Annotated in this window: 23 protein-coding genes; 7 read left to right on the plus strand and 16 right to left on the minus strand. The window is 31.2% G+C overall.

Annotated features, from left to right (window positions below; translation table 11 throughout):
• Positions 1-36: 36 nt before the first annotated feature.
• The 11 genes from coaE to AC2D6V_RS13525 all read right to left on the minus strand — a co-directional run bounded on the left by coaE (position 37) and on the right by AC2D6V_RS13525 (position 9984).
• Positions 37-624: a dephospho-CoA kinase gene (gene coaE / locus AC2D6V_RS13475; protein WP_484648951.1), complete on the minus strand. Its 588-nt coding sequence runs from the start codon at positions 622-624 to the stop codon at positions 37-39.
• A complete protein-coding gene (locus AC2D6V_RS13480) occupies positions 621-1484 on the minus strand; it encodes a CdaR family protein (protein WP_484648953.1) in 864 nt (287 codons plus the stop codon). Before AC2D6V_RS13480 ends, coaE begins: the two co-directional genes overlap by 4 nt.
• A gap of 92 nt (positions 1485-1576) precedes the next feature.
• Positions 1577-2584, minus strand: a complete 1008-nt coding sequence (locus tag AC2D6V_RS13485; protein ID WP_484648956.1) for a glycosyltransferase family 2 protein — start codon at positions 2582-2584, stop codon at positions 1577-1579.
• 63 nt (positions 2585-2647) lie between these two features.
• Positions 2648-3463 (minus strand): enoyl-ACP reductase FabI, encoded by an 816-nt coding sequence (locus AC2D6V_RS13490; RefSeq protein WP_484648959.1) that lies wholly within the window; start codon positions 3461-3463, stop codon positions 2648-2650.
• Between the two features lie 56 nt (positions 3464-3519).
• Positions 3520-5172 (minus strand): DNA repair protein RecN, encoded by a 1653-nt coding sequence (recN, locus tag AC2D6V_RS13495; protein ID WP_484648964.1) that lies wholly within the window; start codon positions 5170-5172, stop codon positions 3520-3522.
• Between the two features lie 57 nt (positions 5173-5229).
• Positions 5230-6117, minus strand: a complete 888-nt coding sequence (porD, locus tag AC2D6V_RS13500; protein ID WP_484648967.1) for a type IX secretion system protein PorD — start codon at positions 6115-6117, stop codon at positions 5230-5232.
• The gene (coaBC, locus tag AC2D6V_RS13505; RefSeq protein ID WP_484648970.1) at positions 6110-7321 is read right to left on the minus strand and encodes a bifunctional phosphopantothenoylcysteine decarboxylase/phosphopantothenate--cysteine ligase CoaBC; all 1212 of its coding nucleotides are present in this window, start codon (positions 7319-7321) and stop codon (positions 6110-6112) included. The genes porD and coaBC overlap by 8 nt, the downstream gene beginning before the upstream one ends.
• 5 nt (positions 7322-7326) lie before the next feature.
• A complete protein-coding gene (locus tag AC2D6V_RS13510) occupies positions 7327-7656 on the minus strand; it encodes a DNA-directed RNA polymerase subunit omega (protein WP_298238923.1) in 330 nt (109 codons plus the stop codon).
• Between the two features lie 11 nt (positions 7657-7667).
• Positions 7668-8468 (minus strand): outer membrane protein assembly factor BamD, encoded by an 801-nt coding sequence (locus AC2D6V_RS13515; RefSeq protein ID WP_484648975.1) that lies wholly within the window; start codon positions 8466-8468, stop codon positions 7668-7670.
• Between the two features lie 114 nt (positions 8469-8582).
• Complete coding sequence (dapA, locus tag AC2D6V_RS13520; RefSeq protein WP_484648978.1) at positions 8583-9464, minus strand: 4-hydroxy-tetrahydrodipicolinate synthase; 882 nt, start codon at positions 9462-9464, stop codon at positions 8583-8585.
• A 1-nt stretch (position 9465) separates the two neighbouring features.
• Positions 9466-9984 carry a DUF6913 domain-containing protein gene (locus AC2D6V_RS13525; protein ID WP_484648981.1) on the minus strand — a complete coding sequence of 173 codons (519 nt, stop codon included), beginning with the start codon at positions 9982-9984 and terminating at the stop codon, positions 9466-9468.
• Between the two features lie 94 nt (positions 9985-10078).
• Here AC2D6V_RS13525 and AC2D6V_RS13530 point away from each other — a divergent pair, with 94 nt between their 5' ends.
• From AC2D6V_RS13530 to AC2D6V_RS13540, 3 genes are all read left to right on the plus strand, one after another.
• Entirely contained in the window at positions 10079-10801 is a 723-nt protein-coding gene (locus AC2D6V_RS13530; RefSeq protein WP_484648984.1) for a 5'-nucleotidase C-terminal domain-containing protein, read from the plus strand.
• Positions 10802-10807: 6 nt separating this feature from the next.
• Positions 10808-11725 (plus strand): bifunctional metallophosphatase/5'-nucleotidase, encoded by a 918-nt coding sequence (locus AC2D6V_RS13535; protein ID WP_484648986.1) that lies wholly within the window; start codon positions 10808-10810, stop codon positions 11723-11725.
• A gap of 65 nt (positions 11726-11790) precedes the next feature.
• On the plus strand, positions 11791-12168 hold the full coding sequence (locus AC2D6V_RS13540) for a DoxX family membrane protein (protein WP_484648989.1): 378 nt from the start codon (positions 11791-11793) through the stop codon (positions 12166-12168).
• On the opposite strand, the gene AC2D6V_RS13545 is transcribed toward AC2D6V_RS13540, so the two are convergent.
• The 4 genes from AC2D6V_RS13545 to AC2D6V_RS13560 all read right to left on the minus strand — a co-directional run bounded on the left by AC2D6V_RS13545 (position 12169) and on the right by AC2D6V_RS13560 (position 16325).
• Positions 12169-12906: a hypothetical protein gene (locus AC2D6V_RS13545; protein WP_484648992.1), complete on the minus strand. Its 738-nt coding sequence runs from the start codon at positions 12904-12906 to the stop codon at positions 12169-12171. It abuts the gene before it with no gap.
• Positions 12907-12994: 88 nt separating this feature from the next.
• Positions 12995-14989 carry an NAD-dependent DNA ligase LigA gene (gene ligA / locus AC2D6V_RS13550; protein WP_484648996.1) on the minus strand — a complete coding sequence of 665 codons (1995 nt, stop codon included), beginning with the start codon at positions 14987-14989 and terminating at the stop codon, positions 12995-12997.
• The gene (prmC, locus tag AC2D6V_RS13555) at positions 14989-15837 is read right to left on the minus strand and encodes a peptide chain release factor N(5)-glutamine methyltransferase (RefSeq protein ID WP_484648998.1); all 849 of its coding nucleotides are present in this window, start codon (positions 15835-15837) and stop codon (positions 14989-14991) included. The genes ligA and prmC overlap by 1 nt, the downstream gene beginning before the upstream one ends.
• Positions 15834-16325: a GNAT family N-acetyltransferase gene (locus tag AC2D6V_RS13560; RefSeq protein ID WP_484649004.1), complete on the minus strand. Its 492-nt coding sequence runs from the start codon at positions 16323-16325 to the stop codon at positions 15834-15836. The genes prmC and AC2D6V_RS13560 overlap by 4 nt, the downstream gene beginning before the upstream one ends.
• A gap of 150 nt (positions 16326-16475) precedes the next feature.
• Here AC2D6V_RS13560 and AC2D6V_RS13565 point away from each other — a divergent pair, with 150 nt between their 5' ends.
• Genes AC2D6V_RS13565 through AC2D6V_RS13580 form a run of 4 tightly spaced genes read left to right on the plus strand, consistent with a single transcriptional unit; the run spans position 16476 to position 19156 of the window.
• Positions 16476-16931 (plus strand): LEA type 2 family protein, encoded by a 456-nt coding sequence (locus tag AC2D6V_RS13565; RefSeq protein ID WP_484649008.1) that lies wholly within the window; start codon positions 16476-16478, stop codon positions 16929-16931.
• A gap of 2 nt (positions 16932-16933) precedes the next feature.
• On the plus strand, positions 16934-17938 hold the full coding sequence (gene ribD, locus AC2D6V_RS13570; RefSeq protein WP_484649013.1) for a bifunctional diaminohydroxyphosphoribosylaminopyrimidine deaminase/5-amino-6-(5-phosphoribosylamino)uracil reductase RibD: 1005 nt from the start codon (positions 16934-16936) through the stop codon (positions 17936-17938).
• The gene (locus tag AC2D6V_RS13575) at positions 17931-18542 is read left to right on the plus strand and encodes an HAD family hydrolase (protein WP_484649016.1); all 612 of its coding nucleotides are present in this window, start codon (positions 17931-17933) and stop codon (positions 18540-18542) included. Before ribD ends, AC2D6V_RS13575 begins: the two co-directional genes overlap by 8 nt.
• Positions 18543-18547: 5 nt before the next feature.
• Positions 18548-19156, plus strand: a complete 609-nt coding sequence (locus tag AC2D6V_RS13580; protein WP_484649020.1) for an IMPACT family protein — start codon at positions 18548-18550, stop codon at positions 19154-19156.
• Between the two features lies 1 nt (position 19157).
• On the opposite strand, the gene AC2D6V_RS13585 is transcribed toward AC2D6V_RS13580, so the two are convergent.
• Entirely contained in the window at positions 19158-19556 is a 399-nt protein-coding gene (locus AC2D6V_RS13585) for an acyl-CoA thioesterase (RefSeq protein WP_484649025.1), read from the minus strand.
• Positions 19557-19715: the final 159 nt, after the last annotated feature.

The raw sequence follows: 19715 nt of genomic DNA on the forward strand, positions 1-19715 counted from the left end.
TTTAACCTTACATTAACAAAAATGTTAAAATTAAGACTAACTCAGTCTGTCAAGTATTATGTAGTGGAGGTTTTCTACTTGAGAAATAGTATCTTTCAGGTCTATGTTTTCTATAACATAATCGGATAATTTAACCTTTTCGACATCACTCCATTGATTCTGCATGATAGCTTCAATTTCCTCTACAGTAGTGACATCTCTTTTAAGTAAGCGCTCAATTTTTAAAGACTCTGGAGCCGTTACAGTAATAACAAAATCGCAAGCTTTGTAGCCATCATTTTCAAATAATATTGCAACTTCTTTTATAACATAAGGTGCATTTTGCTTGAGCAACCATTTATCAAAATGTTTAGCGACTTTTGGATGAATTATGGTATTCATTTTTTCTAAATAAGCCTTATCATTGAAAATAATTTTTGCGATGAAAGGTTTGTTTAAACTCCTATCGACATACGCTTCTTCTCCAAACAACTTTAATAATTTACGCTTAATAACTTTAGATTTACGCATCAATTTTTTGGCTTCCATATCTGCAATATAAACAGGAACACCTAAAGATTTAAAAACCTTAGCCACTGTCGTTTTACCACTTCCTATTCCTCCTGTAAGTCCTACAATAGTCATTCTAATATAATAAACTCAATATGTTGTTGATTTAGCTTTACTGTCTTAGCAAACTCAGATTTCTTTCTAATTTCCGGTAGTAAGAAAGATTGTTTCTCAGCTAGTTTACTATAATCACAAACCACCTTAAAATCTTTTGCTTTCACCTTATTGAAATTATTTAAGCTTGTATAAAAGGTTACATTTGCTTCTTTGGGGAAATATTTAAGCAACAATCCTTCAGGGATATTTAATATAGTTACTGGAACCTTAACAACCCCTTCGGTAAACTTTTCTACAACAGCATTCAATGCTACAGTCTCACTTGAAAGCTTAATACCATTATTTGGTAATTTTAATTTAACTTCGCTCTGTATATCCGACTTCACATCTCTTAAACTTATAAGCTCTGTTTCTATATATTCAAACTGTGATGCAAGTGAATGAGGACCTATAACTTTTATGGAATCCGGCTCTAACTTATATTCATCAGTAATATCAAAGCCTTGTGTAAATGAAATATCTGCATTTAATATTACAGGTACTTTTTTTACTAAATTAACATCAAAATTGAACTTTAATGTGCTTGGTGAGACATTTATTAATTCTACTTGATTCGATATACTTCGATTTGTAATAAATGTAATAACTGACTTATCACAAGTAAAAACGGAGTTTAAAACTTCAACATCATTAGAGAAATCTATGGTAATTTTAGGTTTATTTAAATAATAATTCAACCATTTGAAGCCATGCGTTTTTAATGTTACATTTACTACTGAATCTGAATTCTTTAAAATGATATTTTCCTCTGGCACATTAATTTTTTCAATTTTAAATGCTAAAGTATTTGTATAATTTTTTGATAATTTGGTAAACATCAAAATCAAAAAAGACATCAATAAAAACAGCAAAAAAATATTTATTTTTCTACTCTTAATCAAAGCTAGTATTTGACTTCTAATATTTTTCATCATATCTTCTTAAAAAACAAATGAGGGAAGTAGATTTCAGCCTTCTTCTTAAAAATATTTATTACTAATGTTGACTTTAAAAAGCCATATCCATACCCGAAAAACTGAACAATAATTGCAACTAACGACAAAATGGCAACAATTACATTCTTCGTAGATACTAAGGCCAATAAAAAGGCTACTAAAAAATACAATATATAAACCATCAACAACCATTTAAAATTAATAACCCATAATAAAACCGCCATTAATAATCCTAAAATAAAAACTGTTGGAAACCAATAAGTAAGCTTTTTAGTATTTGGATGCCACGCGTTTAATATTGGTCTAACCAGACCAAATTTATTGACCTGCTTATAGAATTTTCTCCATGATATTCTTCGTTTATGATATACAATAGCTGCTGGAATTAACTTCGTTTTATATCCTAAATTGCTAAGTCTAATAGACAAATCTGGATCTTCACCAGGATGAATATATCCAAATCCATTTGATGCATTAAAAGCTTCTTTTGAAAGCCCCATATTAAAGCTTCGGGGTTGAAACCTATCTATACTATTTTTATTACCCCTAATTCCTCCAGTAGTAATAAAAGAAGTCATTGAAAAATTAATGGCTTTCTGCAAATTAGAAAAGGATTCGTGAGCCGCATCTGGACCACCGAAACAATCGACATAAGTATCCGTTAAACTTTTCTCTACTTCAGATAAATAGTTCTCTGGCAAAATACAATCGGAATCTAAAATAATAAAATAGTTTCCTTTAGCTTTTTTCATTCCAAAGTTCCTAGAGTCTCCAGGCCCAGAATTTTCTTTGAAGTAGTAAGAAATATTGAGGTCATTATTAAATAATTCTACCACTTCTTTGGATGTGATACTTGAACCATCTTCTACAATAACAATTTCATAAGCTGTATTCGTTTTTAAGGCACTAAAACTTTGTAATAACTCCTTTATTTCGTCGGGACGATTATAAACAGGAATAATAAAAGAAAACTTTAGCTGCATAACACAAATGTAACAAAAAAGCCACCGTTTTATGGGTGGCTTTTTTGCAATATTTATTTAATTTTATTCTTCTCCAACAAAGGCACTCATTACTGCATCGCTTACTCCCATATTACTAAACCCGCCGTCATGAAACAAGTTTTGTAATGTTACTCGTTTAGTTAAATCACTAAAAAGCGATACGGTATAGTTAGCGCAATCAAGAGCTGTAGCATTGCCAAGCGGTGACATTTTATCTGCATAAGCAATAAAACCATCAAATCCTTTTACACCACTACCTGCAGTAGTAGGTGTTGGAGATTGCGAAATTGTATTTACGCGTACATTTTTATCTCTACCAAAGAAATAACCAAAACTACGCGCTATACTTTCTAAATATGCTTTATTATCGGCCATATCATTATAATCTGGGAATACACGTTGTGCAGCCATATAAGTCAAAGCAACAACACTTCCCCACTCATTCATAGCATCTGCTTTGTATAGCGTTTGCATTACTTTATGAAAAGACATTGCAGAAACATCTGTTCCTTTTTGCGTCCATGCATAGTTTTGATCTGTATAGTGCTTCCCTTTTCTAACATTAATCGACATTCCTATTGAGTGTAAAACAAAATCGATTTTACCTCCAAGTATTTCCATAGATTGCTCTACTAGATTTTTTAAATCTTCTTCTGAAGTAGCATCGGCTGGAATAATTTGAGAACCCGTTTTCTCTGCTAACTCATTAATTTGCCCCATTCTCATTGCAACAGGTGCGTTTGTTAAGACGAACTGACCGCCTTCTTCATGCACACGTTCTGCAGTTTTCCAAGCAATTGAATTAGAATCCAATGCCCCAAAAATAATTCCCTTTTTTCCCTTTAATAAATTATACATACTCAGTAATTTATATATTGATTAGTTATTAGTTAATTAGCACCCAAAGATAGTAATTAATTCAGCAATTCTTTAGCGTGGGCAATAGCTGATGATGATATATTTGTTCCTCCAAGCATTTGTGCAATTTCCACAATTCGTTCATCGTAATCCAATTTTTCAAGTTTTGTAGTTGTTAAGCCATGAACATCTTCTTTATAAACTCTAAAGTGCGAATGTCCTTTTGCTGCTATCTGTGGTAAATGTGTAATTGAAAAAACCTGAATGCTCTTACTCATATGCAACATGATATCAGCCATTTTATTCGATATTTCTCCAGAAACACCCGTATCTATCTCGTCGAACATGATAGTAGGTAATTGAATATAATTTGATAAAATAGATTTTATTGCCAACATAATTCTTGACAATTCACCTCCAGAGGCAGTTTTTTTTAGTTCATTAAAATTGCCTCCTTTATTAGCAGAAAACAAAAATGACAATATATCCTTACCATTATAAAAATAACTTTCTCCAAGTGAAACTTCTATTTTAAATTGTGCATTAGGCATGCCCAACTCTGCTAAAATAACTTCTAATTGTTCTTTTAACTTAGGAATGGCTTTAGATCGTTTATTATGAATTTCTTGTGAAAGCTTATTAAGTTTCAATTCCTTTTCTGAAATGGCTAATTCTTTTTTCTGTATAGTTTCGTCTAAATTTTGAGCAACAGAAACTTTTTCAACTAATGCATCACGAATAACAATTAATTCTGAAACTTCACGACATGCATGCTTAAGCAATAAATTATTTATAATTTGCAATTTAGAATTAACTTCCTCTAATCTATTTGGATTGGCTTCTAAGCTTTCTTGTAACAAATCTATTTCGCTAAAAATGTCATCCAAATCAATTAAACTGCTATTTATCCTATGATGTAAATCTTCGTATCTAGATGATATTGTGCTTAGCTTCTGAAAATTATTTTTCAAAGTTGTTAAGACTGTAATAACGCCTATTTGTTCGTCACTAAATAGTTTATAAGACTCCGAAAGACTTTCTTTAATGTCTTCAACATTATTTAATGTTTCATACTCTTGTTCAAGTAATTCAAGTTCACCTTCAATTAGATTAGCTTCAGTAAGTTCATTCAATAAAAATGTATTATAGTCATGTTCTTTTATGGCTTCAGACTGAAAATTTTCAAGTTCCTTCAATTCCTTTTGAAGGGTTTTACGGAGTTTTAATTCTTTTGAATAATACTCCAAATGTTCTTCATTATTAGCCAACGCATCAATAACTTGAAATTGAAAATCGTTACTAACAATTTGTAAAGTTTGATGTTGAGAATGAATATCGATTAATCGCTCACCTAAAATTTGCAAACTGTTTAAATTAACTGGCGAGTCGTTAACAAATGCTCTTGACTTACCTGATGGTAAAATCTCTCTTCTAATAATAGTGTGAGTTTCATAATCTAAATCTTCAATTTCAAAAAGCGACTGAAGATTATAATTTGTAATATTAAAAACTGCCTCAATAATACACTTCTTTGTATCGTCTTTTATACTACTTAAATCGGCGCGTTTTCCTAATATTAATGATAGCCCACCCAAAAGTATCGATTTTCCAGCTCCAGTTTCTCCTGTAATAATAGAAAAACCATTGTTGAAATCTACTTGAAGTGAATCAATTAAGGCGTAGTTTTTTATAGATAATGATGTAAGCACTATAGTTCTATATTAGAAAAATAAATATACTAAAACGAGATTTAAAAGGAAGGTTTCTTAGAACTTAATGTTCCTCCACTTACTTGAATGTGTTGGCGCCACTTTTTGCAGTGTTTCTTTCACACTAGCTATATTTACATTAGGTCCATCCGTAAATATTTGTTCAATTTCTTCTGCCTTAGAATCAAAAAAGGTACGCAGCAAAAATGAGTTTGGTCGTCGACTATTCATTGCCTCAAACATCTTTAATGAACTAGCAATTTCCTCTTTTCCTTTTTTTGCATTCTCACTCATAAGGTCTAGACCTTCTCTATGGTAACTATACATTACATCTCGGTAAGCGGCAAAAGTTGGTGACAAAACATTATCAATTAAGGCAAATCTACTTTGTAAACCATCTTCTAACTTCCAACCTTTAAAATTTTCTTGCTGTGAATAATTAACAATAGTTTGTGCTTGCTTGTAGTAGACATCTCCACCATTTTTTGAGAAAGAATCACCATCTAATGCCAAAACCATATTAACATGAAACGCCAAAACCGAAATTAAATTAGATGAAAATTGCGTTGGATTATATATCAAATTTTGAAATTCTAAATATCGAAATGAAAAATCTCTATCATTAAAATTATAAATTGGTGTATTAAATGAAGATCCATAAACGGGTCTTGATGATTGCACTTGAATAGAGCCTTGAAAAGCTTCACCACTATAGTCTGTTATAGTTATTACCATACTACAGTCTATTAATTCTTGCGGTTCAAACGATCTGTTTGTCCATTTAGTATTATTAACAAACTCCGTTAACTGCTTCTCTAAATTCTTAAAAATGGTGAGGTTTTCGTTTCCTGTTTGTTGCGCATTTACAACTACATTGCAATTTAATTCTTGAGAAAAACTGCCAATACTAAAACACAATAAAAGAATATAAAAAATGTTACGCATGAATCTGTTTTAAGATATAACTTATTAAATCTTGAGCGACTTCGGTCTTTGTTTTTAACTCAAACTCGGTTACAATATCTTTATTATCAATGAAAGTAACTTTGTTTGTGTTTGTTTTAAAACCAGCGCCTTTGTCATTTAACGAATTTAAAACAATTAAATTTAAATTCTTCTTTTTTAGTTTGCCTTTTGCATTTTCAAGTTCATTATTAGTCTCTAAAGCAAACCCAACTATATACTGCTTTGTTTTAATTTGACCTAGCGAAGCTAAAATATCTTTTGTTTTTTCTAACTCTAATGTTAATGTGATTTCTTTCTTTTTTATTTTCTGAGTAGCTACTTCCTTTGGTCTAAAATCTGCAACAGCCGCCGAAAGTACAGCTATATCAACATCTTTAAAATATTGATGTACAGCATCGTACATTTCTTGAGCCCCGACTACAGGTATTATATTAATTAACTTATGTGCTATTTGTTGATGCGTTGGTCCTGTAACTAAAATGACTTCTGCTCCCAAGTTTGCAGATGCTTTAGCAATTTCAAAACCCATTTTACCACTTGAATGATTCCCTATAAACCTAACGGGGTCAATAGCTTCGTAAGTTGGACCTGCAGTTATAAGCACTTTCTTTCCGCGAAGTGGTAATTTATGCAACATATCGTCTTCAATAAAGGCAACAATATCTTCGGGTTCAGCCATTCTTCCTTCTCCAACTAATCCACTTGCCAACTCCCCTTTTGTTGCTGGAATCATTATGTTTCCGTAACTTTTTAAAATCTTAAAAGATCTTAGTGTACTCTCATGCTTGTACATATCTAGATCCATAGCTGGCGCAAAATAAACGGGGCATTTAGCAGATAAATAGGCTGCTAAAAGTAAATTATCACAAACGCCATTTGCCATTTTAGACAAAGTATTTGCTGTGGCTGGTGCAATTATAAATAAATCCGCCCACAGGCCTAAATCTACATGATTATTCCAAACAGCATTGTCATCATCTTCATTTGTGAAAGATGAATAAACTGGGTTTTTAGAAAGTGTCGATAATGTTAATGGCGTAATAAAATCTTTTGAAGATGGTGTCATCACAACTTTTACGTTGGCACCCGATTTTATAAATAGCCTTACTAATGAAGCGGTTTTATAAGCGGCTATACCAGCACTTATGCCTAATAGTATGTTCTTGCCGCTTAATAAACTCATAAATATTATTCCTGAGAATCTTCCTCAGTATTTCTAAAATAAATTTTATCTGTTAACCATTCCTGAACTGCTAACGCATGAGGTTTTGGTAATTTTTCATAAAACTTAGAAACTTCAATCTGTTCTTTGTTTTCAAAAATTTCTTCAAGACTATCATTATAAGTAGCAAATTCTTCTAACTTATCGATTAACTCTTTTTTAATCTCTGTGTTAATTTGCTCGGCACGCCTAGAGATAATTGAGATTGACTCATAGATATTGTCCGTTAATTCATCGACTTGATTTCTGTCGTAAGTTACTGTATTAACAGGAGCCGTGGTTTTTTTTAAATCTATCTTCATGTGTATTAGCTTTTATTGCTATAATTTTTTAATTCGTTATCTATTTTGACCGCCATATTATTTACATCTTCAATATGTTCGGAAGTTTTATAGGTCTTTATAAATGTATTACAAGTAATTTTTGCTTCTTTTAAACGGTTTTCCTTTTTACTTTCTACACTGTTAACAGCAAGTTTAAACGAAGAATCTAGCTTATAATATAAGGCATCTTCGCGTAATGAAGATCCTGGGAATTCAAATATAAAATTATCAAATGATTTGATCGATGCTGGGTAATCTGATATGTGATTATACTGTTTAGCAATACTATATGCCTTCTTTTCTAATTTAAAATCTAATTCTTGAACTAAATCACTGGCTTCTTTTAAATATTCAGAATCAGGAAATAAGTTGATGAAATTTTGAAGTTTTTCAATAGCTTCTTTTGTTTCCTTCTGATCTTTCGTATAAGCGGGCGATAGCATATAATAACTCTTAGCACTTAAGAATGAAGCTTCTTCTAACTTTTCACTTTTAGGATAACTTGATGCAAAACGCTCAAACTGATAACCTGCCACATAATAATCATTCATTTTATAAAATGAATTAGAATACAAATACATGAGTTTTTCAGCCTGTGGCTTCCCTCTATAATTAGGTACTATTTGAGCAAACAATCTATTAGCTTTAGCATATTTACCTTCATTATAAAGATCTTCCCCCATTTTAAACTTAGGAGCAATTTCTTCAGCTTTTAATACTTTGTGATATTCACTACATGAACTTAACACGATGAATGCCAATAATATGTACAGAGATTTTTTCATAGATTTAAAACAGGATGCAAAATTAAGTTATTATTATGGATTTTAAAAATATAATTTTGCCACTAAAATAATTGTTGGAATACAGTAAACACTAGGTTTAAGTTATATTTAACATTAGTTAAATTCAGTTACAAAACGCTTAATATTCTCTTTTAATCGTTTTGATGCTGGAACAAGTGGTAATCGAACAGTGTCTTGACATAAATTAAGCGCCTCGAATACTGCTTTAATACCTGCTGGATTATTTTCTTCGAAAATATATTCAACCACATCCATTAACTTAAAATGTATATCGAAAGACGATTTAGGATCACCTTCTAAACCTAAACGAATCATTTTAGAAAACTCGCTTGGAAAAGCCTGTCCGATAACAGAAATAACACCTGCACCACCAGCCAATACAACACTTAAAGCTAAATCATCATCTCCAGAAATAACAAGGAAATCTTCTGGTTTGTTCTTAATTAATTTTAGATATTGTGATACATTATTACCAGCTTCTTTTACGGCAATTACGTTGCCAAAATCTCTTGCCAATCTTAACGTCGTATCTGGCTCTATATTTTTTGAAGTTCTACCTGGAACATTATATAAAATTATATCAATTGGTGATGCTTCAGAAATTGCTTTAAAATGTTGATAAATTCCTTCCTGTGTAGGCTTGCTATAATACGGTGATACCGATAAAATAGCATCTATACTGCTAAAGTCAGTAGATCTAATTTCTTCAATAATATTAGCTGTATTATTTCCTCCAATACCCAAAACATTTGGCACTCGACCATTATTTGCTTCAATAATTGTTTTAATTACAGCTTTCTTTTCCTCTTTGTTAAGCGTTACGCTTTCACCAGTTGTACCACAAATAACTAGGTAATCGGTCCCATTTTCAATATTAAAATTAACGATATTAGCTAAAGCATCGTGATCGATAGTTAAATCGGATTTAAACGGTGTAACTAAAGCAACTCCGGTTCCAATGAACTTACTATTCATTTCAAATTTTGTTTAATATAGTTAGGTACTTAAAAAGTTCTTTTTTAAATACTTTAAATTCGTTCAAATTAGTTTTTATAATTAAATCATTAAGTCGAGGGTCTGTTTGCAAAATCCCAACTTTAAATTTTGCTTTAGACAATCCAGATAATAATTTTAATTCTAAATCGTCGCTTGTGTAATAACTTATTAATGCATCATAAGGTGTATCAAGAAACGATTGTAATTCAATATTTTTAATTGCTCCTTTCCAACCTATGTCTTTTGGATTGAAGCACACCTCCCAAAAATTAGGTTTTTCACTCTTTGTTGGTGAAAAAGCAATCACTTTTAATCTATTAGGGCGTACTTTAATATAAGTGGCTAAATTTCGAAAACGCTCAAAGTCATCAACCTCATCAATATTTAAAATAACCCCTAAACTTTTTATTTTACTATCATCCACATAAACATGACGTTTAGATAGTATTTTGTTTAAATACTTTTTATTAGATTTTTCTTTAAAACCCTTTAAAATCATTTATATTTATACTTTCCGCAAAGGTAACAAAAGTACTTTCAAATTATTCGTATAATATATGAGGATTACACATTTCTTTTTTTTGTTATATTTTTTGTTTTTTTTAAACTGTAAAAATGAAAAACTTCATCTTGTTGAAATTGAAGGTAAAAAAATTGAAATTTCAGACAGCTTAGAAACGAATTCTGAAATTGAAGCATTTATAGCGCCATTTAGGAGTCATATTGAAAAAGATTTAGACAGCGTTCTTGCATATGCGCCCGAAACTTATTCTAAAACAGATGGCCATTTAAATACAGCTATCGGTAATTTTATGGCAGATGCTGTTTATGAAGAAGCTAACCCAATATTTAAAAAAAGAACAGGGCATGACATTGATTTTGTTTTATTAAATCATGGGGGAATCCGTTCTATTATTTCTAAAGGTAATCTCAAAACAAGAACAGCTTTTGAAATAATGCCTTTTGAAAACAGTATAGTTGTTGTTGCTTTGAAAAGTAATCAAATTGATAGTCTGGTTAATTATTTAAAAGCTGCTAAACGAGCGCATCCAATCTCTAAAATAAAGCTCGTTCTTGATAAAGACTTTGAAGTTATAGACGCCACAATTAAAGGAAAAAGTATAGACCCAAATGCCACATATTATGTTTGCACAAATGATTTTTTATATAATGGCGGGGATCGTATGACGTTCTTTAAACCTAATGATAGCTTGTATGTTCTTAACTACAAAATACGAAATGCGTTGATAGACCATTTAAAAAAGGTTGATACTATTAACCCAGTTATTGATGATAGATTTATCCAAATTAAATAATTCAAAATGAGACGTAGAGATTTTATTCAAAGAACCGTTTCTGGAACTGCTGCCATAGCTATAGGAGGTATTGGCCTACAGTCTTTTACAAATTTAAAATCTAAAAAGAAAATAACTATTCTACATACAAACGACGTTCATAGTCATATTGACGCTTTTGGTCCAGAGGATGGGAGAAATGCCAATAAAGGCGGTGTTGCTAGAAGAGCAAGTCTCATTGAGTCCATAAGAAAAGAAAATGCGCACACTCTATTATTGGATGCAGGTGATATTTTTCAGGGCACACCATATTTTAACTACTATGGAGGTGAGTTAGAATTTAAGCTTATGAGTAAACTAAAATATGATTTAGCCACAATTGGTAATCATGATTTTGATAATGGAATAGATGGACTTTATGCGCAATTACCTTATGCAGATTTTGAATTCGTTTCGGCCAATTACGATTTCTCAAACACAATAATGGATACACATACCAAACCCTATAAAATATTTATTAAGGATGGTATTAAAATTGGAGTTTTTGGTTTAGGAATTGAGTTAAAAGGACTTGTTGACCCCTCTTTGTCTAAGGAAACAAAATATTTAGATCCCGTTGAAGCTTCGCAAGAAATGACTAGAATACTAAAAGTTGATAAGCAATGTGATTTAATAATTTGCTTATCACACTTAGGCTATCATTATCGAAATAATCCAAATAAAATAAGTGATTTAAAACTCGCATCGCTTACTAAAAACATAGACTTAATAATAGGTGGCCACACGCATACTTTTTTGCCGAAACCAACCATTGTAAAAAATATTGACAATCAGAGTATGCTAGTAAATCAAGTTGGGTGTTACGGTATTAATTTAGGAAAGATAGATTTTTATTTTGATTCTGATAAAAACAAATCTGCAAACGGAACTTCCATTATTGTTTAATTTTTTTACTCTTTTTGAAAAGTACTAAGATTTACTTCGTCTAAGGCATTGTAAAATAGCTTACCATGAAAAAAAACATACTTCTGGCACTTAGAATAATAGTTGCTCTAATTTTAATTCAGACACTTAGATTTAAATTTACTGCGCATCCAGATAGTGTCTATATTTTTGAACAAGTTGGACTCGAACCTTTTGGAAGAATTGGTATAGGCCTATTAGAACTTATTGCGGGTATCTTATTGCTAATACCAAAAACAGTTTGGGCAGGCGCCTTATTGACTTTGGGTGTTTTAGGTGGCGCCATCATGATGCATTTAACCATGCTTGGAATAGAAATAAATGGAGATGGCGGATTATTATTTTTAACAGCGGTAGTTACTTTTATTTTATCTGCTATAATTCTTTATCAGTTTAAAAAAGATATTCCTTTCTTAAAATTATAGCTATTTAAAAACCTCATTACCCGATAAAATGGTCGTCTCTTCTTCACTTAATGTGGCCTGCTTATAAAATAAATAGAAGGCAATTACCATAAGCATTGTATAGAATATATCTAAGAGAATTTTAGATGAAATATACAAATAAGCTATTTGAATTACTTCCGAAAAAACAATACTAAGAGATCCTAAGAACATTAATAATGATTTTTGTGAATCTTTATAAAGAAAATTAATCAGTGAAGCAGAAAGTACTAGTAGAATAGCTATGGTGTAAGTGGATTCTACAACAATTTCTCCTGTAACCACTATATAAGGACTCACAATCTTGAAAAGTACATATAGCAAGTACCCGTTTAATAACCCTAAAACTAATAGGTGTACAAAAAAGTTTCTTACGACTATTTTAAAATTTAATGACTTGATAATATTATAAAATAAAACAGAATATGCTAAAGCATACAAACCGTTACATGCATAATATAAAAAAGAATAAGGTACGTTTTTTGAAACAATAGGTAATATGTCAGATATAGATAACAATTCTGCTACTGAGAAAAGAATTAAAAACAAGGCAAAACAACAAAGTTTTGGTTTGTAGTTAATAATAAAGAGTGCCGTGATTGATGGTACAATAAGCCCCCTAGAAAATACAGCCAACCAGGACATATCGCTAAATTCAAATACAGCAAAAAACATACATAAAAGTATGATAAAACCAAATAAGATTTTTGATATGCTCATAACTAGAGTTTATTAGTTTGAGCAACAAATATAAAAAAATATTACAATTAAACGATAAATAAATACTTTTTATCGATATTTTTTTAAATTATTTTAATTTTTGTAAGAATTCATACTCATTAATTAATACTATGTCAAGCTTTTCTGCTTTTTCCTTTTTACTTGGCCCCATATTATTACCAGCAACAATATAGCTTGTCTTAGAAGAAATTGAACTACTTATCTTACCACCATTATCCTCAATCAGTTTTTTTAGCTCATTTCTTGAAATAGATTCAAACACGCCGGTCACAACTATTATATCGCCTTGAAGAATATTTGTTTGACCTAAGAGCTGTTCTGCAGACATTTCCAGTTGGACATCAAATCCTTTCAACCTTTTAATAATTTCATTGTTTTCTTCTGAACTAAAAAAAGCATTAACACTTTCGGCTATTTTTATTCCAATTTCATCCACATTAACTAAATCTTCTTGAGAAGTATTTGCAATAGCATCTATAGTTTTATAATGTTTCGCTAATTTCTTCGCTACTGTTTCTCCTACATAACGGATACCTAATGCAAATAGAACGCGCTCAAAAGGAATATTTTTTGATTGTTCTATACCTTTAATTAAATTATCAGCACTTTTATCTGCCATTCGCTCTAAAGGAACTACTTGCTCTTTAGTTAGTTCATACAAATCAGAATAATTAGAAATCAAACCTTCATTTACCAATAACGCAACCGTTTCACTTCCTAAGCCATCGATATCCATTGCTTTTCTTGAAATAAAATGTTGAATTCTACCAATTATTTGCGGATTACAGCCATTATAATTAGGACAATAGTGCTGGGCTTCACCTTCTTGTCTAACAAGTTCTGTTTCGCATTCTGGACAATGGGTAAGATATATAGTTGGTGTGGAATCTATTGAGCGCTTATCTAAATCTACTCCCAAAATCTTTGGAATAATTTCCCCTCCTTTCTCAACATAAACCATATCTCCTTCCCTAATATCTAACTTTTCTATTTGATCGGCATTATGCAAAGATGCTCGTTTAACGGTTGTTCCTGCTAGCTCTACAGGTTCTAAATTTGCCACTGGTGTTATAGCTCCTGTCCTTCCTACTTGATACGTTATCGTATTTAATTTAGTTGAAACTCGTTCTGCCTTAAACTTATAAGCCATGGCCCAACGCGGCGCCTTAGCCGTATAACCCAACTCCTCTTGCTGCTGTATTTCGTTTACCTTTACAACAACTCCATCTGTTTCATAAGGCAAGTTGTGTCTTCGTGTATCCCAATATTCTACAAATTCTAAAACCTCATCAATTGAATTAACCAATTTAGCAGCATTAGGAACTTTAAAACCCCATGCTCTGGCTTTATCTAAACTTTCAAACTGCGTGTTAATACCTAAATTTGATCCCGTTAAATTATAAAGCAGACATTCCAACGGTCGTTTTGCAACTTCGGCACTATCTTGTAATTTTAAACTTCCGGAAGCTGTGTTTCTTGGATTTCTATAAGGCTCCTCTCCAATTTCAATGCGCTCTTCATTCATTTTATTAAAACCATCAAAAGGAAGTACAATTTCGCCACGTATATCAAATTTCGAAGGAAAATCACCTTTTAATTTTAGCGGTACCGATTTAATAGTTTTTACATTAGCAGTCACATTATCTCCCTGAAATCCATCACCTCTAGTAACAGCTTTCAATAAAACGCCATTTTCATAAGTTAAACTTATCGAAGCTCCGTCATATTTTAATTCACAAGTATATTGAATATCACCATCTACTAATTTCTTTATTCTTGTTTCCCAATCTTGTAGATCTTCTTTTGAATAAGAATTATCTAAAGAATACATGCGGTGCTCATGCTTTATAGTCTCAAAATTCTTAGTAACAGCACCACCCACACGTTGTGTTGGTGAATTTGAATCGAAAAATTCAGGATATTTAGCTTCAAGGTCTTGAAGTGCTTTCAGCTTTATATCGAATTCATAATCTGAAATGGTGGCGTTATCAAGAACATAATAGTTGTAGTTATGTTCTCGCAATTCATTACGCAGGTTTTGTATTTGTTGCTCTATAGTCATTAAACTCTATTAGCTTTTATCATTCTATCTTTTTTAAAGATATCTTGTTTCAACTCTATTTCTTTAAAATTGTTATTCTTTAATAGCCTAATCATATCGCTACCAAGATACTCATTGATTTCAAAAAATAACACCCCTGTTTCAGTTAAATTATCAACTGCAAACCTAGTAATGGCTTCATAAAACAACAATGGGTTATTATCTTTTACAAATAATGCTAAATGTGGCTCATTATCAAGCACATTAGCTTTCATTAACTGTTTTTCTTTTTCACGCACATACGGTGGGTTAGATACTATAACATCAAACTTCAAATTTTTAAATACTGCATTAGTATTCAAAATATCGACCACAGAAAATTGAACTTTCACATTATTTAAGACAGCATTTTGTTTGGCAACTTGTAGCGCATCAGAACTTACATCCAAAGCATAAACACTAGCGTTAGGTAAATTTTTAGCTAAAGAAATAGCAATGCAGCCGCTACCTGTGCCAATATCTAAAATTCTAATTGCTCCTTTCGTGTTCTCCTGACTAAGTAACCAAGCAACCAACTCTTCAGTTTCTGGTCTTGGTATTAAGACATTTTCGTTTACCTTAAAAGGCAATCCGTAAAATCCCGTTTCACCTAATATATATTGTATGGGTTTTTCTTTAATTAATAAATTCAGTGCATTCAAAATTGCCTCATTATTATCAATGCCGATTTTGTTATCTATAGCCAGTTGAATTCTAGTAATCTCATAGAACTCATCAATTAGTAGATAGAAAAAACTATCAACTTCTTCTTTTGCATAAATAGCATCTAATTTTTGATGAAATATGTTTTGAATGTCTTTTATTCTCATAAATCTCTTATCATCCAGACGCCGCACGAATAATGCCCAGTATTACCTAAAGATTTTTCTAAATGCTTAAACCCATAACTTTCATATATATGGATAGCTGTTTTAAGTTGTGGTGCAGACTCCAGATAGCACTGTTTATAACCCAAATCTGACGCAGCTAGCATGCACATTTCAAATAGCTTTTTGCCATAACCCTTACCTCTTACTTTGGGAGAAAAATACATTTTTTGAATTTCACAAACATCTTCATTAAAATCACTTAATGGCTTAACACCTCCTCCTCCAAGAATTTCACCATCATTATCCAAAACAAAGTAAATATCATTATTATTTTGATAGGACTCGTACATTCGTGGTGTTTCTTCATCCTCATAAGCAGTTCCTTCTAATGGAATTTTAAATTCATGAAAACAGGCCCTAATAATTTGCTCTATCTGGGCATTATCTTTGGGTTCAATTTCTCGAATAACTATAGTATCTTTACGCACTTCAAATCGCATTTTTGAATTAGTGAATATACGCCAAATCAAAAATATTTGAAATGAAACTAGCTTGAATTTTAATTATTTTAATCGATTAAAATTAATAGTATTAAGAATAGTTTAAATTTTATAAAATTCAGAAATAAAAAATAACGCATGAAAAGAGCTTTAGTATTATTAATAATATGTATCTCATTCGTTTGTTGTTCGGTTAAAGAAAAACCTCAATTTATTCGTGTTGAGAATATTAAAGTTTTAGAATCTACTTCTCGATATGTCACATTTACCGCGGACGCATTATTCGTGAATCCTAACGATATTGGTGGTGAACTAAAAACTGATGAAATAAAAGTCTTTGTGAACGACAATGAAATGGCTAGCGTATCTACCGAAAGCTTTAAAGTTCCAGCAAAAAAAGAGTTTTCAATTCCTCTTAAAACCAAAATTCCAACAGATAGTATTTTTAGCAATAAAAGTATTGGAGGTTTGATTGGAAGTCTATTTAGTAGAAAAGTGAAAGTTCAGTATAAAGGTGATATTATATATAAGGTATTTGGTTTTTCATATACTTATAATATTGATAAAACTGAAGATGTAAAAATTAAACTGTAACATTGAACACGCACGAAACTTATATAAAACGGTGCATCGAAATAGCCAAACATGGCTTAGGAATTACAAGACCTAACCCAATGGTTGGGTGTGTTATAGTTTACGAAGGTAAAATTATTGGTGAAGGCTTTACCAGTAAGTACGGAGGTAATCATGCCGAAGTTAATGCTATAAATTCTGTTAAAAACAAAGATTTATTAAAAAATGCCACACTATATGTGACCCTAGAGCCATGTTCACATTTTGGAAAAACACCTCCTTGTAGCAACTTAATAATAGAACATAAAATACCTAAGGTTGTTATTGGTTGTATTGATGACAATGAAAAGGTAGCTGGTAAGGGTATCGAAAAACTCAGGAGAGCTGGTTGCCATGTGATTAAAAATGTTTTAGAGGAAGAATGCAAAGCACATCACAAACGTTTTTTTACATTTCATAATAAAAAACGTCCTTATATTATATTGAAATGGGCAGAAACTAAGGATGGATTCATAGCTCCAGTATCAAAAAAAGAACAAAAACCAGTATGGATTTCAAATACCATATCCAGACAATTAGTTCATAAATGGCGTGCTCAAGAGCAAGCCATATTAGTAGGCACAAACACCGTTATTGCAGACAATCCTAGTTTAACAGTTCGAGATTGGACTGGAGAAAACCCTACTAGGATTGTTTTAGATAGAGAAGAAAGACTCTCAAGCAACCAAGCTGTATTCAATAAGAAGTCTAAAACAATTAGAATTACAAATAAGGACATTAATTTTACAAAGAATATAGTACAACAAATTTGCGACCTATTATTTTATGAAAATATAAACTCTGTAATTGTCGAAGGTGGTGCAAAAACGCTTCAAACTTTTATTGATCTAAACCTTTGGGATGAAGCTAGAGTGTTTATTGGAAATATGGCTTTTGGAAATGGAACTAAAGCTCCCAAATTTTCTGGCTTGTTAATTTCTGAAGAACAATTACAAGACAATATTCTTAAAACATATAAGAATGATTAAAGCAATCATTTTCGACTTTGGTAATGTGTTTATCAATTTAGATATTGAAGGTGCCAATAAAAATGCTACGAAAATCTTAGATATTGAAGCACTTCCAAATGATCTTCTTGAAGTTTTTGAACAATACGAAAAGGGACTAATTAAAACGGATGCTTTCACGTCTTATATAACTAATAAATATGATCATGTTTCGGAGAAAGCTTTTATAGATGTATGGAATTTCATGCTGAAAGATTTTCCTAAATATCGATTAGCCTTTCTAAAAACCCTAAAGCTATCGTCTAAAACAAAATTAATTCTTTTAAGTAATACGAACGAGCTTCATATTAATTGGATTAAAAAGCATGTGTCTTTCTATGAAGATTTTAAAAATTGCTTTGATGCATTTTATTTATCTTATAAAATCAATCTGGTAAAACCCAATCTTGATATTTTTAAGTTTGTTTTGAATGAAAATAATCTTAAAGCAGGTGAATGTCTTTTTGTTGATGACAATCAAGATAATATAAATGGAGCGCAATCACTAGGAATTAAAACTTGGTATATTGACCCAAAAACACAAGATGTTATAAATTTATATGACACAAAAAGCGATTTATTCTAGAATCATTGACTGAAAAAGACACATACAATACAATAACATCAAATACCGAACCTGTTTTATTCAAGGACAAGAATAGTAAATTTTTCGGCTATGCTTTTCCTGTCAATAATGAAGCAGAAGTGAAATCACATTTAGAACAATTAAAAAAAGAACATCATACCGCAAGACATTGGTGTTACGCCTATCAATTAGGAACCGAAACTATTACATACCGAGCTAACGACGACGGTGAACCTAATAATTCTGCTGGAATGCCAATTTATGGCCAAATACAATCATTCGAAGTTACTAACATCCTAATCGTTGTAGTACGTTATTTTGGAGGTGTTAAATTGGGTGTTGGCGGATTAATAAACGCTTATAAAACTGCAGCTCAAATGGCGCTTGAAGTTTCAAATATTATAGAAAAGACTATTAATATTGATTATTTAATTTCTTTCGATTATAAGAATATGAATAAAGTGATGCGCATCATAAAAGAAAGAAATCTAAATGTAATCTATCAAAAACTTGAGATGGATTGTCAAATGACAATATCAGTAAGAAAAAAGGATGCAGCATCTGTTTTTAAAAATTTCTATCATTTATTCGAAATAAACATAAAAAAACTTTAATCTAATTATCTAGTGCTTCCATAATATAATTAGGTGGTCGTGTTGGTTTATTCGTTTTCATATCTATAAATACCAACGTTGTGCTTGCTGTTGTTAAAATTTCACCTGCTTCATTAGTGATTTCATAGTCAAATTCAATCCTGACGGTAGGTCGTTTTTTAAGTTGAGTTTTTACATTAATTACATCGTCGTAACCTGCTGATTTTTTATAGTTTAAACTCAATGAAACTACTGGAAGCATGATACCATTTTCTTCCATTTTTTTGTAAGACACGCCCATTTTACGAAGCAACTCAATTCGTCCCATTTCAAGATAAATTGGGTAGTTACCGTGGTATACAACTCCCATTTGGTCGGTTTCCCCGTATCTCACTCTTATTTGTATTTCATCGAATTTCATAGGTGCAATTGAATATTTTTTTGTAGTTTCGGCTAGAAGCTAAACATGAGGAAAAATTTCTTAAAATTCAATAGTAAATCATTTTTTTTTTAAGAATTTTGTTCACATATTTGTCGAGCCTTACAAGGGGGGATTTTTGAGAAGCCAATTCTCATACTA

Source organism: Algibacter sp. YIN40, assembly GCF_057219435.1.

What these genes read in the sequence shown, in the direction of transcription:
- coaE (WP_484648951.1), bottom strand. Translation starts at nt 624, where the DNA reads ATGACTATTGTAGGACTTACAGGAGGAATAGGAAGTGGTAAAACGACA.
- AC2D6V_RS13480 (WP_484648953.1), bottom strand. Translation starts at nt 1,484, where the DNA reads ATGTTTACCAAATTATCAAAAAATTATACAAATACTTTAGCATTTAAA.
- AC2D6V_RS13485 (WP_484648956.1), bottom strand. Translation starts at nt 2,584, where the DNA reads ATGCAGCTAAAGTTTTCTTTTATTATTCCTGTTTATAATCGTCCCGAC.
- AC2D6V_RS13490 (WP_484648959.1), bottom strand. Translation starts at nt 3,463, where the DNA reads ATGTATAATTTATTAAAGGGAAAAAAGGGAATTATTTTTGGGGCATTG.
- porD (WP_484648967.1), bottom strand. Translation starts at nt 6,117, where the DNA reads ATGCGTAACATTTTTTATATTCTTTTATTGTGTTTTAGTATTGGCAGT.
- coaBC (WP_484648970.1), bottom strand. Translation starts at nt 7,321, where the DNA reads ATGAGTTTATTAAGCGGCAAGAACATACTATTAGGCATAAGTGCTGGT.
- AC2D6V_RS13515 (WP_484648975.1), bottom strand. Translation starts at nt 8,468, where the DNA reads ATGAAAAAATCTCTGTACATATTATTGGCATTCATCGTGTTAAGTTCA.
- dapA (WP_484648978.1), bottom strand. Translation starts at nt 9,464, where the DNA reads ATGAATAGTAAGTTCATTGGAACCGGAGTTGCTTTAGTTACACCGTTT.
- AC2D6V_RS13525 (WP_484648981.1), bottom strand. Translation starts at nt 9,984, where the DNA reads ATGATTTTAAAGGGTTTTAAAGAAAAATCTAATAAAAAGTATTTAAAC.
- AC2D6V_RS13535 (WP_484648986.1), top strand. Translation starts at nt 10,808, where the DNA reads ATGAGACGTAGAGATTTTATTCAAAGAACCGTTTCTGGAACTGCTGCC.
- AC2D6V_RS13540 (WP_484648989.1), top strand. Translation starts at nt 11,791, where the DNA reads ATGAAAAAAAACATACTTCTGGCACTTAGAATAATAGTTGCTCTAATT.
- AC2D6V_RS13545 (WP_484648992.1), bottom strand. Translation starts at nt 12,906, where the DNA reads ATGAGCATATCAAAAATCTTATTTGGTTTTATCATACTTTTATGTATG.
- ligA (WP_484648996.1), bottom strand. Translation starts at nt 14,989, where the DNA reads ATGACTATAGAGCAACAAATACAAAACCTGCGTAATGAATTGCGAGAA.
- prmC (WP_484648998.1), bottom strand. Translation starts at nt 15,837, where the DNA reads ATGAGAATAAAAGACATTCAAAACATATTTCATCAAAAATTAGATGCT.
- AC2D6V_RS13565 (WP_484649008.1), top strand. Translation starts at nt 16,476, where the DNA reads ATGAAAAGAGCTTTAGTATTATTAATAATATGTATCTCATTCGTTTGT.
- AC2D6V_RS13575 (WP_484649016.1), top strand. Translation starts at nt 17,931, where the DNA reads ATGATTAAAGCAATCATTTTCGACTTTGGTAATGTGTTTATCAATTTA.
- AC2D6V_RS13585 (WP_484649025.1), bottom strand. Translation starts at nt 19,556, where the DNA reads ATGAAATTCGATGAAATACAAATAAGAGTGAGATACGGGGAAACCGAC.